This is a genomic window from Croceibacterium ferulae, from assembly GCF_003660445.1.
In the GTDB taxonomy this organism is placed as follows: Bacteria; Pseudomonadota; Alphaproteobacteria; order Sphingomonadales; family Sphingomonadaceae; genus Croceibacterium; species Croceibacterium ferulae.
In genome coordinates, this window is sequence record NZ_QZVQ01000009.1 from 82,259 (window position 1) to 95,815 (window position 13,557).

Below are 13,557 nucleotides of genomic sequence, written 5' to 3' on the forward strand. Positions count from 1 at the left end.
AGATGACCGGAAGGCGGCCAACCGCAAAAAACCGATCCGATCCGGGCCATTGTCGCGGCCTGAGCGTTGAACGGGTCTGCAGAAAGGGTCCTGTTTGCCAGCCTATCTCCACGCCATCGGCACCGCGGTGCCCGCGCATGATGTCCACGCCACCTTCATTGGCTGGGCGCGCCAGCAGCTGGATGGCCGGCGGGAGGCGGCAGTGTTCGACCGGATGGCGGGGCGTGCAGGCATCGACCATCGCTGGTCGGTGCTGCCGATATCCTCGTTCCAGGATGACGGGGGCTTCTACCGCAGCGTCGAATGGCCGGGTACCGCCACGCGGATGCAGGTCTATGCGCAGGCCGCACCTGACCTCGCCTGCGCCGCGATCGCGCAGCTGGGCGAGCAGGTGGCGCTGGAGGGCATCACCCATCTGGTGCTGGCCAGCTGCACGGGCTTCGTCGCGCCCGGCATCGACCAGATAATCGCCCGCCGGCTGGGCCTGTCACCCACGGTGGAGCGGCTGCTGGTCGGCTTCATGGGCTGCTACGCCGCGATCGCCGCGCTGCGCTCCGCCCGGCACATCGCGCAGTCCGAACCGGATGCGCGCGTGCTGGTGGTGACGGTGGAGCTCTGCACGCTGCACCTGCAACAGACCGCGGAGCTGGAGCCGATGCTGGCCATGCTGCAGTTCGGCGATGGTGCCGCGGCGGCGCTGGTGACGGCGGAACCCGGCGGTCTGCTGCTGGATCGCCCGTTCTCCTCCACGCTGGAGGAAAGCCACGAACTGATCCGCTGGGACATCACCGATACCGGCTTCGCCATGCATCTTTCCGGCGAAGTGCCCGGCCGCATAGCCCTTGCCATGGCGGAGCCGGCCTTTGCCGCCGCGCTCGGCTGCCATCCGGCGGAGGTGGACAGCTGGGCGGTGCATGCCGGGGGCCGTTCCATCCTGGATGCGGTGGAGCGCTCGCTGGAGCTGGCGCCCGACGCCCTGGACCATTCGCGCGCGGTGCTGACGGACAATGGCAACATGTCCTCCGCCACGCTGATGTTCGTGCTGGCGCGCCTGCTGGCCGGGCCCCCGGTAGAGATGGGCGTGGCGCTGGCCTTCGGTCCCGGTCTTGCCGCCGAAGGGCTGACCTTTCGGGGCGCATGATGGACCTCGCCCGGCGATCGCGTGCCCCTGAGCTGATGGATGCGGACGACCTGCCGGCCGAAACCTATGTCGCAATCATGCGCGATCTGGCGCGCGTCAATGCGGTGACGCTGGCGCCGCGGCCCACCCTGCGCTTCCTGGACCGGGTGGCGCAGCGGCGCAGCGCCCTGCGCATCCTGGATGTGGGCTTCGGCGATGGCGACATGCTGCGCCGGATCGAGCGCTGGGCCACGCGGCGGGGCATCACCGTGGCGCTGACCGGCGTGGACCTCAATCCACGCAGCGAGCAGGCCGCGCGGGCGCATACGCCGGCGGAGTCCAGCATCTGCTGGGTGACCGGGGACTATGCCGATCTGGCGGGGCAGGGCTGGGACGTGATCCTGTCCAGCCTGGTGGCTCATCACATGAATGATGACGAGCTTGTCGCCTTCCTGCGCTTTATGGAGCGGGAGGCCGCGGCCGGGTGGTTCGTGAACGACCTGCTGCGGCATCGGTTTGCCCATGCCGGCTATCCGCTGCTGGCGCGCCTCGCCCGCTGGCACCCGATCGTGCGGCACGACGGCACGCTGTCCATCGCCCGCTCCTTTCGCCCGGCCGAATGGTTGCCGCTGCTGGCTGCGGCCGGTGTTGCCCAGGCGCAGGTGCGCCGCGAATTTCCGTTCCGGCTATGCGTCGAACGCCTGCGCTGATCGTCGGCGGCGGCCCGGCGGGGGCGGCGCTGGCGCTGCGACTGGCGCAGGCGGGGCGGGCGCATCTGCTGGTGGAACGCAGCCGGGAGACCGGCGATGCGCTGTGCGGCGGGTTCCTCAGCTGGCGGACGCTCGCCATGCTGGACCGGCTGGGCATCGCGGCCGAGGCGCTGAACCCGGTGGCGGTGACCGAGGTGCGCGTGTTCGCCGGCGACCGGCAGGCCCGCGCCGCGCTGCCTCGGCCGGCGCTGGCCGTTTCGCGTCGGCATCTCGACACGCTGCTGATGCAGGCGGCGGTGGCTGCCGGAGCGGCCGTGGAGCGCGGCGTGACCGTGCGCGCGATCGACGGACTGACCGCACGGCTGGGCGATGGGGCGGAGATTGCCGGGGAGGCGCTGTTCCTGGCCAGCGGCAAGCATGATGTGCGCGGGCTGGCACGGCCGGCACAGGCGCGCGGCGCGGACCCGACGATCGGCCTGCGCGTGCGGCTGCAGCCGTCGCCCGCGCTGCAATCATGTGTTGGCCCCAGCGTGGAACTGCACCTGTTCGATCGCGGCTATGCCGGGCTGGTGCTGCAGGAGGATGGCGGCGGCAATCTGTGCCTGGCGATTCACCGCTCCCGCCTGACCGAAGCGGGCGGGCCGGAGGCGCTGCTGCACGCCTGGGCCGCCGAAAGCGCGCCGTTGGCGGAGCGGCTGGCGCACTGGACGGGGGAGGCGCCCGATGCCGTGGCGAATGTGCCCTATGGCTGGCGGGCCACGGAGACGGAGCCGGGCCTGTTCCGGCTGGGCGATCAGGCGGCGGTCATTCCGTCGCTGGCGGGCGAGGGCATGGCCATCGCCGTCGCCAGCGCCGGCGCGGCGGCGGGAGCCTATCTGGCGGGCGGTCCGGGTGCGGCGCAGGCCTATCAGCGGCGCTTCGCCAGACAGGCGCGCAGGCCGGTCGGGGTGGCGCGTCTCGTCTGGCAGATGGCGGAACGGCCGGGCGCGGCGCGGCTGGGTGTCGGGATCGCGCAGGCGGTGCCGGGATTGCTGCCCCTGCTGGCGCGCCTGACGCGGATCTGAGCGGGGACCGGCAGAGCCGGTATCTTCACAATGGGGGCTGGTGCGGCCAAGAAGACTCGAACTTCCACGGGCTTTCGCCCACAACGACCTCAACGTTGCGCGTCTACCAATTCCGCCATGGCCGCAAGCCGTGGCACAGGCGCATGGCGCGCCCGGCCGGGTAGGAGCGCGCCCCTAGCAAAAGGGCAGGGCGCCTGCAAGCGATGTGACGGCCGCGAAGGCTAGACCGGCTTCCAGCCGATTTCCGCCACCCGGGCGGATCGCGGCACATCGGTCACCGCCTCGCGCACGGTGATGCTTTCGCCGGGGGCCAGGCGCTTCTTGGGCGGGGCGACTTCCCAGCTGTAGACGATCCGGTCCCGCGCATCGCGCAGCACGATCAGGATGGGCGGCACGTCCGTGCTGCTGCCGGTGCCGTTGGTGATGGTGCCCCGGGCGCCGAAATATTCCGTGCCGTCGGGCAATTGCTGCCATTCCTGCCGGTCGGCGGGAAAATCCAGCACCAGGCCGGGTCGCCCGGCATCAAAGGTCGCGCGCGGGATCGGCGACCATTCGGGCGGCCCCCACCAGCTGACCGCGGCGGCACTGGCGCCGGCCAGCACGGCGAAGATCAACGCCGCCCAGATGCCAAGTCGACGCTGCCCCGCGCGGTCGCGCGGGCGAGCGGGCGGCGCCTCTGCCTCTACGGCGACCGGCTCGGCCGCGTCCTCCGGCATCGCCTCGGGCGGCGTGTCCTCGGCAGCGGCGATGTTAGGTTCCTCGTCCGGCTCGTCCGTCGGGGGCGGCTGGAACCAGCTTTCGCCGCATTTGGCGCAGCGCACGGTGCGTCCGGCCGGCGGTATCGCCGTTTCCGACACCTGATAGCGCGTGGCGCAGGCGGGGCACTCGATCATCATGGTGCTGCTGCCGTAGGGCGGTGAGGCGGCGGCAACAAGCGGCGGGAACACCGCTGGACCCGCAGCCGCCCTTTTTTCCCCAGCGATCCGCCGTTATAGCCGCCGCAGCCATGTCATGCCGCCACATAAACTCGCCCATGCCGTTCCGGATCGTCCGGTGATCCGCCGGCTGCTGTCGCTGGCAGTGCTGCTGTGGCTGCTCGGCTTCCTGTGGTTCGCCGTGGCGCTGCCGCAGCCGGCGCCGGCGGGGCAGACCGATGCCATCGTGGTGCCCACCGGCAGCGGCGGCCGCATCCAGCGCGGACTGGCCCTGCTGCGCGAAGGCGCTGCGCCCCACCTGCTGGTCAGCGGGGTGGCGGAGGAGGTGCGCCCGGCCGAGTTCGCGGAGGAATATGACGTGCCCGCGGCCACCATGCGCTGCTGCGTCACGCTGGGGTTCGCCGCCCTGGATACGCGTGGCAACGCCCTGGAAACGGCCCAATGGGTAGAGGAGCAGAAGGTCCGCTCGCTGCGGCTGGTGACGACGGACTGGCACATGCGCCGCGCCGCGCTGGAACTGGGCGCCACGCTGGCGCCTGGGGTGACGGTTGTGCGCGATGCGGTCCGGTCCGAACCGTCGCTGTTCACGCTGTTCCTGGAATATCACAAGCTGCTGGCCGCCTGGGTCGTGACGCAGGCGCAGGGCTGAGCCGATGAACCTGCTGCGCTCCATCGCCTTCTACGTGGGATTCTACGCCGCCACGGTCTGGCTGGTCAGCCATTCCCTAATTGCCGCGCGATGGGCGCCGCACCGGCTGGACCCGGTGGTGCGCCGGTGGGCGCGGTCACACCGCTGGTGCCTGCGCCACCTCGCCGGCATCCAGGTGCGGGAGGAAGGGCTGCAGGCCGATCACCCGGTGATCTACGCCCTGCGGCATGAATCCTTCTTCGAGGCGATCGACCTGCCCGGGCTGCTGAAGCGGCCGGCGGTCTTCGCCAAGCGTGAACTGTTCGACCTGCCGGGCTGGGGCCGGGTGGCGAGCGCCTATGGCCTGGTGCCGGTCTATCGCGATGCCGGAGCCAGCAGCCTGCGCGACATGCTGGCACAGGCGAAGCGGCGGGTAAAGGATGGGCGGCCGCTGGCGATCTTTCCCGAAGGCACGCGCACGCCGCACGGGGTGATTGCGCCGCTGCGACCCGGCTTCGTCGGCATCTACAAGGTGACCGGCCTCGCCATCATCCCCGTCGCGGTGAATAGCGGTCCGCTCTACCGCCGCTGGATTAAGCGGCCGGGCACCATCACCATCCGCTTCGGCGAACCGATCCCGCCCGGCCTGCCTCGGGACGAGGTCGAGGCGCGGGTGCTGGCGGCGATCAATGTGCTGAACGAAGTGCCGGCAAGCTGAACAGCCAATCGGCTATTGCGAGCCATTACCAAATTGCGTAGGGCCATGCGGATCGGCGGCGGAAAAGCTGTCGCAAGGGGTCCTGCATGTCACCACCGTCCACCTCCGCACTCGCGCTCGCCCTGCCAGTGGCGGCACTGCTGGCCGTTGCCGGGATCGTGGCGCTGCGGCTTGGCTGGGGGGCGCGGCAGCGCACATTGTCCGTCGCGGGCTGGGCCATGCTGGCCGGTGCGGTCTGGGCCGGGGCTGCGGCCGGCGGCGCATGGGGCGTCACGGTGGCGAGCCTGTGGGCGATGGGCACCGCGCTGGGGCTGATCGGCTGGGCCGCATGGCAGGCGCCGGCACCGGTCACCGCCCGCAGCGGCCGCGCGCCGCGCGCCGTCGTACCGCCGGCCCGGGCTCCGCTGCAGATCGGCAGCCGGCTGGCGACCTTTGCCATTGTGGCGATCGGCGGTCTGGCGGCGTCGATGGCGCTGGCACTCGCCGCGCACTGGCTGACCTCCCGCGGCGGCGCGGGGGAGGCCAATGCCAATGTGATGCTCCTGTTCACCCTGCCGGTCGCCTGGGCGGTGCTGGCCCACCTGCTGATGACCGCGTCCCGCCGCACCCAGGGTGTGACCATCGCCGCCTGCCTCGTCACCGCCGTGCCGGCGCTGCTGTAAGGGCCATGGCGACCGCAACCCCTTCCTCGCCCCTGCGCACGGCACTGTCCGCCCATTCGGCCGTGGGGCTGATCGTCGGGGCGCTGCTGTACATCGTCTGCGTCACCGGCACGCTGGTCGTGTTCTATCCGGAGATGCAGCGGCTGGAGCAGTTGAACGCCCCCGAGATGGCGACCATCGCGCCCGCCGCCGTGCAGCGGGGGGTGGCCGAGGTGCTGGCGCGGGAGCAGGCGGAGGGAGTGGCGCCGACGACGCACATGTATGTCCACCTGCCCGTGCCCGACCTGCCGCGGGCCACCATCACCACCGACACGCAGGCCTTCCACCTGGCGGCCGATGGCCGGGTCGCCATGCCGGAACAGATCGGCTGGTCCGACTGGGCGGTGAAGCTGCATTACGGACTCAGCCTACCGGGCCTGTGGGGCTTCGTGCTGGTGGGGGTGCTGGGCGTGATGATGCTGTCGCTGTCGCTGTCGGGCGTGCTGGCGCTGCCGCGCATCCTGCGCGATGCTTTCCGCCTGAAGGCGCGCAGCCCCGGCGGCGTGGCGCTGGCGGACTGGCACAACCGGCTGGGCACCTGGACGCTGCCTTTCGCCGTCGCCATCGCCTTCACCGGCGCGGCGATCGGCGTGGGATCGCTGGGCACCTTCACCCTGGCGCAAACGGAATATGATGGGGACGTGCTGGCGGTCTATGCCCCGATCTTCGGCGGGGAGGAGCCCGGCGATCCGCGTGATCTTGCCGTGCCGGACGTCGCCGCGGCGCTGCGCCACATGCAGGCCCGCCACCCGGAGGTCACGCTGACCTACGCCATCCTGCACGATCCGCTGCAGGCCGGGCAGCATATCCAGATCGCCGCCGCGCATGACAGGCGGCTGATCTTCGGCGAGTATTACGACTTCGATGCGCGCGGCACCTTCCGGGGTACGGCCGGGCTGGCGGATGGTGCGGCCGGGCAGCAGGCGGCCGCATCCATCTACAATCTGCATTTCGGCAATTTCGGCGGACTGGCGGTGAAGATGGCCTACTTCGTCGGTGGGCTGGCGGTCAGCGTGATCGCCGCGACCGGCACCTTCATCTGGCTGGGCAAGCGGCGCCGGCGCGGCATGCGTGAGCCCCGTCTTCATGCCGCATGGCATGGGGTGGTGTGGGGCACCCCGGCGATGCTGGCGTTGACCTTTGCCGCCCGGGCGGCGGGCGGCAATGATGCGCCGTTCGATCTGATCTTCTGGGGCGGGCTGCTGCTGTGCGTGGGCGGGGCCGCGATGCGTGCAGGGCGCGAACAGGGCCGCGCCGCCTCGCTGCCCGAAGCGGGCGTGCCGGCGACCTAGTCCTTGCGCGTGCCGTGATCGCCGCGTCCGAAGTCCGGCCGGGCATCGTCCTGCCCGAAGGCCACGATGGAGCGGCGGATCGAGCGGGTGCGGCTGAACAGGTCGAACATGGTCGGCCCGTCACCGGCGCGGATCGCTTCGCGCATCATGCCCAGATCGGTCAGGAACCGGTCCAGCATTTCCAGCACCGCGTCCCGGTTGTTCAGGAACACGTCGCGCCACATGGTCGGATCGGACGCGGCGATGCGGGTGAAATCGCGGAAGCCGCCGGCAGAGAACTTGATGACTTCGCTGCGGGTCACCTGCTCCAGGTCGGAGGCGGTGCCCACGATGGTGTAGGCGATCAGATGCGGGATATGGCTGGTGACGGCCAGCACCATGTCATGATGCGCGGCGTCCATGCATTCGACCATGGCGCCGAGATCTTCCCACAGGCTGACCACCGCCGCCACCTTGTCGGCCGGGGCGTCGGCCGGCGGAGTGATGATGCACCAGCGCTGCCGGAACAGGGTGGCAAAGCCTGCCTCCGGCCCGCTGTTCTCCGTGCCGGCGACCGGATGCGCCGGGATGATGCAGCGGCCGGGCAGCGCAGCCTGCAGCGCCTGCGTGACCGCGACCTTGGACCCGCCCACATCGCTGATCACGACATCGGCGCGCAGGCCCGGCGCCATGTCGCGCGCGGCGGCGCCCATCGCGCCGACGGGCACGCACAGGATTACCAGATCGGCCCCTGCCACCGCGTCTGCCGCACTGTCATGCATCTGCTGCACCAGCCCCAGCTCGCCGGCGCGGCGGCGCACATCGGGGTCGCCGTCATAGCCGCTGGTCAGGACATCGGGCAGGTGCCGCTGGATGGCCAGGCCGACCGATCCGCCGATCAGCCCCAGGCCGATCACCGCCACATGCGAAAAGCTCATCGAGCGGCTTCCGCCATCTGGCGCAGGCCGTCGGCGATGGCGGCCATGTCGGCCGCGCTGCCGATCGTGATGCGCAGCGCATCGGGCAGGCCCTGCCCCGGCAGGTGCCGCACGGCGTAGCCGCGCTCCGCCAGGCCGGCCAGGGCAGCGGCGGTCGTGAGCGCGCCGGTGAAGCGCACCAGCACGAAATTGGCCTCGCTCGGCACGGCCAGCAGGCCGTGATTGCCCAGCGCGCCGATCGCCGCCACGAACCGCGACCGCTCCGCCCGGTTATGTTCGCGCGAATGGCGTACGAAATCCTGGTCGGCCAGCGCGGCGACCGCCGCCGCCTGTCCCGTGCCGGTCACGTTGAACGGCCCACGGATGCGGTTCAGTGCGTCGACCAGCGCCGGCGCACCGGTCGCCCAGCCGATCCGCTCCCCCGCCAGGCCGTAGATCTTGGAAAAGGTGCGCGTGACCAGGACGTTGGCGTGTGTCGCGGCCAGCGCCAGCGCACCATCGTCGTCAGCGGGCGAGAGATATTCGGCATAGGCCTGGTCCAGCACCAGCAGGATGTCGGGGCGCAAGGCCGCATGCAGCCGCGCAATCTCTCCGCCGGGCAGGAAGGTGCCGGTGGGATTGTTCGGGTTGGCCACGAAGATCACCCGCGTGGCCGGCGTCACGCAGGCGAGCAGCGCATCGACATCGGTGCCGAAATCGCGATCGGGCGCGACCACCACCTCGGCCCCGCAGCGGCGGCCGGCAATCTCGTACACCGCGAAACCATAACGGACATGCACCACCTCGTCCCCCGGCCCAGCAAAGGCCTGTGCGGCAAGGTTCAGCAGCTCGTCGGAGCCAGTGCCGCAGACGATCCGCGCCGGGTCGATCCCGTGCAGGGCGCCGATGGCGGTGCGCAGCTGCACCGAGTCGGGATCGGGATAGCGGTCGGGCGCCTTGCCCGTGGCACGCGCCACCAGCGCGGCCGGGCTGGTGCCAAGCGGGTTCTCGTTGGCGGACAGCTTGATCAGCTCGCGCCCGTCCGCGCCCGTGCTGCGGCCGGGGACATAGGCATGGATGGCCGCGATCCACGGCTTCATCTGCGGGGCGGGTGCGGGCGGGGAGGTCTGGTCGGTCACGGCCCCGGCGCATAGTGCCTGTGCGCACCAATTGACAGCCCGCCTGCCAGCGCCCAAGTCCGCCGCCCTATGGCGACCGCACGCCCCCTGCCCACGACCAGCCTGCAGCTGCCCGATCCCCTGCCGCTCGACAGCGGGCAGGTGCTGGACGGCGTCACGATCGCATACGAAACCTATGGCGCGCTGGCGCCCGACTGCCGCAACGCCATCCTGGTGCCGCATGCGCTGACCGGCGACCAGCATCTCGCCAGCCCGCACCCGATCACCGGCAAGCCCGGCTGGTGGGTGCGCATGGTGGGTCCGGGCAAGCCGATCGACACGGACCGGTTCTTCGTGATCTGCGCCAATGTGATCGGCAGCTGCATGGGATCGAGCGGTCCGGCCGCGACCCATGCCGATGGCCGGCCCTTCGCCATGCGCTTCCCCGTGATCACCATTCGCGACATGGTGCGCGCCAATGTGGCGTTGCTGGATGTGTTGGGGATCGATCGGCTGCACGCGGTGGTCGGCGGGTCGATGGGCGGGATGCAGGCGCTGAGCCTGGCGGCCAATTTCCCGGACCGGGCCGACAGGGTGCTGGCAATCGCTACCACCGCGCGCCATTCGGCGCAGAACATTGCCTTTCACGAGGTCGGCCGGCAGGCGATCATGGCCGATCCGGACTGGCAGGGCGGCAATTATTACGGCACCGGCCGCTCGCCCGACAAGGGGCTGTCGGTCGCGCGCATGGCGGCGCACATCACCTACCTTTCGGAAGCAGGCCTCACCGGCAAGTTCGGCCGCCGGTTCCAGGAACGGCCCGACGGCACAGCGGGCGGGCGGTCCTTCGGCTTCGACGCCGACTTCCAGGTGGAAAGCTACCTCCGCTACCAGGGGTTGGCCTTCACCGACCGGTTCGATGCCAATTCCTACCTCTACATCACCCGCGCGATGGATTATTTCGATCTGGCGGAGGAGCATGGCGGGCGGCTGGCCGATGCCTTCGCCGGCACGCCCGCACGGTTCTGCGTGGTCAGCTTCGACACGGACTGGCTGTACCCGACCAGCGAATCGCGCAGCCTGGTGCAGGCGCTGAACGCCGCCGCCGCGCCGGTCAGCTTCGTGGAACTGAGCGCGCCCCATGGCCATGACAGCTTCCTGCTGGACGTGCCCGCGCTGGACCGCGTGGTGAAGGGGTTCCTGGAATGAGCGTGCTGCCTGATGGGTACGAACTGGTGGGCGATCAGGCGCGGATCGACCCGGTGGCGGCGCATGCCTGTCTGTCGCGCAGCTACTGGTCGCCCGGCATCGCGCCGGAGGTGGTGGCGAAGGGGATCGCCAACAGCCTGTGCGTGGCGGTGTTCTTCCAAGGCGCGCAGGTCGCGCTGGCGCGGGTGGTCAGCGATTATACCACGATGGCCTATCTGGCGGACGTCTATGTGCTGGAGGAGCATCGGGGGCGCGGCCTGAGCCATGCCATGCTGGACTGGCTGCACGCGCACCCTGATCTGCAGGGCCTGCGCCGCTGGATCCTGTTTACCGCCGATGCCCACGAACTGTATGCCGCGCATGGCTGGACGCCGCATCCGCACCCTGAGCGGCTGATGGTGCGGGTCGATCCGGGGGCCTTTGCATGACCCTGCGGCCCGATCTCGCCGTCATCGCCCGGCATGTCGCGCCGCGCACCCGCGTGCTGGATGTCGGCTGCGGCGAAGGCGAGCTGATGGCGGAGCTGCAGGCCAGCCGGCAGGTGGATGCCCGCGGGCTGGAGATCGATCCGGTCGCGGTGGAACGCTGCGTGGCGCGTGGCCTGTCCGCGGTGCAGGGCAATGCCGATCGTGACCTGGCGGATTACCCGGACAAGGCGTTCGACTACGCCATCCTCTCCCAGACGCTGCAGATCGCCCGCCGGCCCGACCTGCTGCTGGACGAGCTGCTGCGCATCGGCACCAGCACCTTCGTCAGCTTCCCCAACTTCGCCCACTGGCGCAACCGGCTGGCGCTGCTGTGGCGCGGGCGCATGCCGGTGACGCGGCATCTGCCGGTGACCTGGTACGAGACGGAGAACATCCATCACCTGACGGTGCGCGACTTCGACGAATTGCTGCTGCAGCTGCAGGTGACGACCGAACGGCGCTGGTTCTTCGCCAATGACCGGGAGATCGCCCCGGCCGGCGCCAACTGGCGCGCGGAATATGCGGTGTACCTGCTGCGGCGCTGAGCTCAGGCGGGCAGCAGCGATCCTTCCACCACCTGCAGCACGCTGTCCGGCCGGGCCAGGCTCCACAGGCTGAGACCGGCGGTATGGGCGCGATCGACTGCCAGGCTGGTGGGCAGGGAGATCGTCACCAGCGTGGTGGCACCGGCGCGGACCGCCTTCTCGACAATCTCGTAGGAGCAGCGCGCGGTCGAGAGCACGAAGCCTGCACTCGCCGGGTGGCCGCCATTCGCCAATGCACCGACCAGCTTGTCCAGCGCATTGTGCCGGCCGACATCCTCCCGAACCGTCAGGACGGCGCCGGCGGTGTCGCACAGCGCGGCGGCATGCGCGGCCCCGGTCGCGCGGCTCAACGGCTGGTGATCGCGCAGGGCGGCAAGGGCCGCAAAGATGGCGGCAGGCGTGATCGCGGCGTGCGGTGCGACGGGCGGCAGGGGGCGGGCGACCGCCTCCAGATTCTCGATCCCGCACAATCCGCAGGAGCTTTCCGCCACCCGCGCCCGCACCCGGTCGGTCAGCTGCGCCACGCCCAGCCCCGCCAGCTGTGCGCGCACGATCCAGCCGGCGGGCACCTCGGCCACGGCCAGGCCGGTCAAGTCGGACGGGCTGCCGGCCAGCCCTTCGGTCAGCGCAAAGCCCAGCGCGAAGTCCGGCAGGTCGGCCGGGGTTGCCATCATCACGGCGTAGGACAGGCCGTTGAACTCCAGCGCGACGGGCGCCTCGGGCACCCAGGCGCGCTCCCGCGGCGCGCTGGTACCGTCGGCGCGGTGTTCAGCCGCCACCCCGCTGCTCCAGCTTCGACAGATCGGCGGGCGTGTTGATGTTGGCGGGGGAGGTCGGCAGCGCCACGGCGCGCGCGCCACAGGCTTGCGCAAAGGCCATCATCGCATGGCTGCCCGCGCCGGCCAGGATTGCCTCCAGCAGCGCCGCATCCGCCGGCCGCCAGTGGCCCACCACCGGCTGGGTGGCGAGATAGGCCGGCGCCGGGCCGAGCAGGCCGGGCAGGTCGGCGGGCAGGTCCAGCGTGTCCACGCCCATGGTCAGCACGCCGTCATAGCCTTCGTCCGCCGCATGGCGCAGGCCCGCCAGCACGCCGCCCAGCGGCCCCATGCCCTCGCGCGGATGATCGGGCACGGTCGGCGTGGGCGCGGTGGCGCGGCCGGCGACGATCACATGCTCGCACCAGCCGCTCAGCAGGTCGACCGCATGGGCCAGCAGGGTGTGCCCCTTGTACTCGGCCAGCGCCTTGTCGCTGCCGAAGCGGGTGGACTGCCCGCCGGCCAGCACCACGCCCAGGGTCATCGGTGGCATCATGCGTAAAGCCTTTCCGCGTGCCAGCGCACATGGTCGGCCATGAAGCTGGAGATGAACAGGTAGGAATGATCGTAACCCGGCTGCATGCGGATGGTTGCCGGAATGCCGGCCTGTTCGCAGGCCTGCAGCAGCAGTTCGGGCTTCAGCTGTTCGTGGAGGAAGCTGTCGGCGGTGCCCTGGTCCACCAGCAGGTCCGGCAGGCGCGCGCCATCCTTGATCAGGGCGCAGGCGTCGTAAGGGCGCCAGCTTGCCCGGTCGGAGCCGAGATAGCCGCCGAGCGCCTTGTCGCCCCACGGGCACTGCAGCGGGCTGCAGATCGGCGCAAAGGCGCTGGTGGAACGGAACCGGCCGGGATTGCGCAGGGCGATCGTCAGCGCGCCGTGCCCGCCCATGGAATGGCCGAGGATGCCCTGCCGCGCCATGTCCGCCGGGAAGTGTCCGGCGATGATCGCGGGCAGCTCGTCCTCGATATAGGACCGCATGTTGAAGTGCCCGGCCCATGGTTCTTCCGTGGCATCGACGTAGAAGCCGGCGCCCTGGCCCATGTCCCAGGCCGGATCGTCCGCCACGTCCTCCCCGCGCGGCGAAGTGTCGGGCGCGACCAGGATTACGCCATGTTCGACGCAAGCCGCCCGGTATTCGCCCTTGTCGGTGACATTGGCGTGCGTGCAGGTCAGGCCCGACAGGTAGAACAGCACCGGCAGCTTCGTGCCGGCCTCATGCGGCGGCACGAACACGGCGAAGGTCATCGCCGTGCCGGTGGTGCTGCTGGCGTGGCGATAGACGCCCTGTACGCCGCCATGGCTGAGGGTGGTGCTGACGGTTTCCAGGCTCATGCGCGGC

At 70.7% G+C, this 13,557-nt stretch carries 16 protein-coding genes and 1 tRNA gene; 10 read left to right on the forward strand and 7 right to left on the reverse strand.

What is annotated here, in order from left to right:
• Positions 1-94: 94 nt before the first annotated feature.
• Genes D5S08_RS11770 through D5S08_RS11780 form a run of 3 tightly spaced genes read left to right on the forward strand, consistent with a single transcriptional unit; the run spans position 95 to position 2,894 of the window.
• Positions 95-1,141: a type III polyketide synthase gene (locus tag D5S08_RS11770; RefSeq protein ID WP_121118772.1), complete on the forward strand. Its 1,047-nt coding sequence runs from the start codon at positions 95-97 to the stop codon at positions 1,139-1,141.
• A complete protein-coding gene (locus D5S08_RS11775; RefSeq protein WP_121119018.1) occupies positions 1,141-1,830 on the forward strand; it encodes a methyltransferase domain-containing protein in 690 nt (229 codons plus the stop codon). The genes D5S08_RS11770 and D5S08_RS11775 overlap by 1 nt, the downstream gene beginning before the upstream one ends.
• The gene (locus tag D5S08_RS11780; RefSeq protein WP_121118774.1) at positions 1,809-2,894 is read left to right on the forward strand and encodes an NAD(P)/FAD-dependent oxidoreductase; all 1,086 of its coding nucleotides are present in this window, start codon (positions 1,809-1,811) and stop codon (positions 2,892-2,894) included. Before D5S08_RS11775 ends, D5S08_RS11780 begins: the two co-directional genes overlap by 22 nt.
• A 38-nt stretch (positions 2,895-2,932) precedes the next feature.
• Here the strand turns inward: D5S08_RS11780 and D5S08_RS11785 are convergent.
• Together D5S08_RS11785 and D5S08_RS11790 are read right to left on the reverse strand one after the other, a co-directional pair.
• Positions 2,933-3,019: transfer RNA gene (locus D5S08_RS11785), tRNA-Leu, on the reverse strand.
• 96 nt (positions 3,020-3,115) lie between these two features.
• Positions 3,116-3,790, reverse strand: a complete 675-nt coding sequence (locus D5S08_RS11790; protein WP_121119020.1) for a zinc-ribbon domain-containing protein — start codon at positions 3,788-3,790, stop codon at positions 3,116-3,118.
• A gap of 115 nt (positions 3,791-3,905) precedes the next feature.
• On the opposite strand from D5S08_RS11790, the gene D5S08_RS11795 reads away from it, so the two are divergent.
• The 4 genes from D5S08_RS11795 (at position 3,906) to D5S08_RS11810 (ending at position 7,168) form a co-directional block, all read left to right on the forward strand.
• Positions 3,906-4,478: a YdcF family protein gene (locus tag D5S08_RS11795; protein ID WP_175578929.1), complete on the forward strand. Its 573-nt coding sequence runs from the start codon at positions 3,906-3,908 to the stop codon at positions 4,476-4,478.
• Between the two features lie 4 nt (positions 4,479-4,482).
• Positions 4,483-5,175, forward strand: a complete 693-nt coding sequence (locus D5S08_RS11800; protein ID WP_121118778.1) for a lysophospholipid acyltransferase family protein — start codon at positions 4,483-4,485, stop codon at positions 5,173-5,175.
• An 86-nt stretch (positions 5,176-5,261) separates the two neighbouring features.
• Positions 5,262-5,837 carry a hypothetical protein gene (locus D5S08_RS11805; RefSeq protein ID WP_126665548.1) on the forward strand — a complete coding sequence of 192 codons (576 nt, stop codon included), beginning with the start codon at positions 5,262-5,264 and terminating at the stop codon, positions 5,835-5,837.
• A 5-nt stretch (positions 5,838-5,842) separates the two neighbouring features.
• Positions 5,843-7,168 carry a PepSY-associated TM helix domain-containing protein gene (locus tag D5S08_RS11810; RefSeq protein WP_121118782.1) on the forward strand — a complete coding sequence of 442 codons (1,326 nt, stop codon included), beginning with the start codon at positions 5,843-5,845 and terminating at the stop codon, positions 7,166-7,168.
• Here the strand turns inward: D5S08_RS11810 and D5S08_RS11815 are convergent.
• The gene (locus D5S08_RS11815) at positions 7,165-8,085 is read right to left on the reverse strand and encodes a prephenate/arogenate dehydrogenase family protein (protein ID WP_121118784.1); all 921 of its coding nucleotides are present in this window, start codon (positions 8,083-8,085) and stop codon (positions 7,165-7,167) included. The genes D5S08_RS11810 and D5S08_RS11815 overlap by 4 nt on opposite strands.
• Entirely contained in the window at positions 8,082-9,164 is a 1,083-nt protein-coding gene (locus D5S08_RS11820) for a pyridoxal phosphate-dependent aminotransferase (protein WP_121119022.1), read from the reverse strand. Before D5S08_RS11820 ends, D5S08_RS11815 begins: the two co-directional genes overlap by 4 nt.
• Positions 9,165-9,272: 108 nt before the next feature.
• Between D5S08_RS11820 and metX the strand changes: the two genes are divergently transcribed.
• The 3 genes from metX to metW are packed head-to-tail and all read left to right on the forward strand — an operon-like array spanning position 9,273 to position 11,403.
• Entirely contained in the window at positions 9,273-10,391 is a 1,119-nt protein-coding gene (metX, locus tag D5S08_RS11825) for a homoserine O-acetyltransferase MetX (protein ID WP_121118786.1), read from the forward strand.
• A complete protein-coding gene (locus tag D5S08_RS11830; RefSeq protein ID WP_121118788.1) occupies positions 10,388-10,819 on the forward strand; it encodes a GNAT family N-acetyltransferase in 432 nt (143 codons plus the stop codon). Before metX ends, D5S08_RS11830 begins: the two co-directional genes overlap by 4 nt.
• Complete coding sequence (metW, locus tag D5S08_RS11835; protein WP_121118790.1) at positions 10,816-11,403, forward strand: methionine biosynthesis protein MetW; 588 nt, start codon at positions 10,816-10,818, stop codon at positions 11,401-11,403. The genes D5S08_RS11830 and metW overlap by 4 nt, the downstream gene beginning before the upstream one ends.
• A gap of 2 nt (positions 11,404-11,405) precedes the next feature.
• Here the strand turns inward: metW and fdhD are convergent, their stop codons facing one another.
• From fdhD to fghA, 3 genes are read right to left on the reverse strand one after another with little or no spacing between them, the layout of a single operon-like run.
• Positions 11,406-12,182 carry a formate dehydrogenase accessory sulfurtransferase FdhD gene (gene fdhD / locus D5S08_RS11840; protein WP_175578930.1) on the reverse strand — a complete coding sequence of 259 codons (777 nt, stop codon included), beginning with the start codon at positions 12,180-12,182 and terminating at the stop codon, positions 11,406-11,408.
• Positions 12,172-12,714 (reverse strand): molybdenum cofactor guanylyltransferase, encoded by a 543-nt coding sequence (mobA, locus tag D5S08_RS11845; protein WP_241557373.1) that lies wholly within the window; start codon positions 12,712-12,714, stop codon positions 12,172-12,174. The genes fdhD and mobA overlap by 11 nt, the downstream gene beginning before the upstream one ends.
• On the reverse strand, positions 12,711-13,550 hold the full coding sequence (gene fghA, locus D5S08_RS11850) for an S-formylglutathione hydrolase (protein ID WP_121118792.1): 840 nt from the start codon (positions 13,548-13,550) through the stop codon (positions 12,711-12,713). The genes mobA and fghA overlap by 4 nt, the downstream gene beginning before the upstream one ends.
• Positions 13,551-13,557 lie beyond the last annotated feature (7 nt).

Bases quoted from the DNA above. Each gene is read 5' to 3' on its own strand.
- D5S08_RS11775 (WP_121119018.1), top strand. From the start codon at position 1,141: ATGGACCTCGCCCGGCGATCGCGTGCCCCTGAGCTGATGGATGCGGAC.
- D5S08_RS11780 (WP_121118774.1), top strand. From the start codon at position 1,809: ATGCGTCGAACGCCTGCGCTGATCGTCGGCGGCGGCCCGGCGGGGGCG.
- D5S08_RS11790 (WP_121119020.1), bottom strand. From the start codon at position 3,790: ATGATGATCGAGTGCCCCGCCTGCGCCACGCGCTATCAGGTGTCGGAA.
- D5S08_RS11795 (WP_175578929.1), top strand. From the start codon at position 3,906: ATGCCGCCACATAAACTCGCCCATGCCGTTCCGGATCGTCCGGTGATC.
- D5S08_RS11800 (WP_121118778.1), top strand. From the start codon at position 4,483: ATGAACCTGCTGCGCTCCATCGCCTTCTACGTGGGATTCTACGCCGCC.
- D5S08_RS11805 (WP_126665548.1), top strand. From the start codon at position 5,262: ATGTCACCACCGTCCACCTCCGCACTCGCGCTCGCCCTGCCAGTGGCG.
- D5S08_RS11810 (WP_121118782.1), top strand. From the start codon at position 5,843: ATGGCGACCGCAACCCCTTCCTCGCCCCTGCGCACGGCACTGTCCGCC.
- D5S08_RS11815 (WP_121118784.1), bottom strand. From the start codon at position 8,085: ATGAGCTTTTCGCATGTGGCGGTGATCGGCCTGGGGCTGATCGGCGGA.
- D5S08_RS11820 (WP_121119022.1), bottom strand. From the start codon at position 9,164: ATGAAGCCGTGGATCGCGGCCATCCATGCCTATGTCCCCGGCCGCAGC.
- metX (WP_121118786.1), top strand. From the start codon at position 9,273: ATGGCGACCGCACGCCCCCTGCCCACGACCAGCCTGCAGCTGCCCGAT.
- D5S08_RS11830 (WP_121118788.1), top strand. From the start codon at position 10,388: ATGAGCGTGCTGCCTGATGGGTACGAACTGGTGGGCGATCAGGCGCGG.
- metW (WP_121118790.1), top strand. From the start codon at position 10,816: ATGACCCTGCGGCCCGATCTCGCCGTCATCGCCCGGCATGTCGCGCCG.
- mobA (WP_241557373.1), bottom strand. From the start codon at position 12,714: ATGATGCCACCGATGACCCTGGGCGTGGTGCTGGCCGGCGGGCAGTCC.
- fghA (WP_121118792.1), bottom strand. From the start codon at position 13,550: ATGAGCCTGGAAACCGTCAGCACCACCCTCAGCCATGGCGGCGTACAG.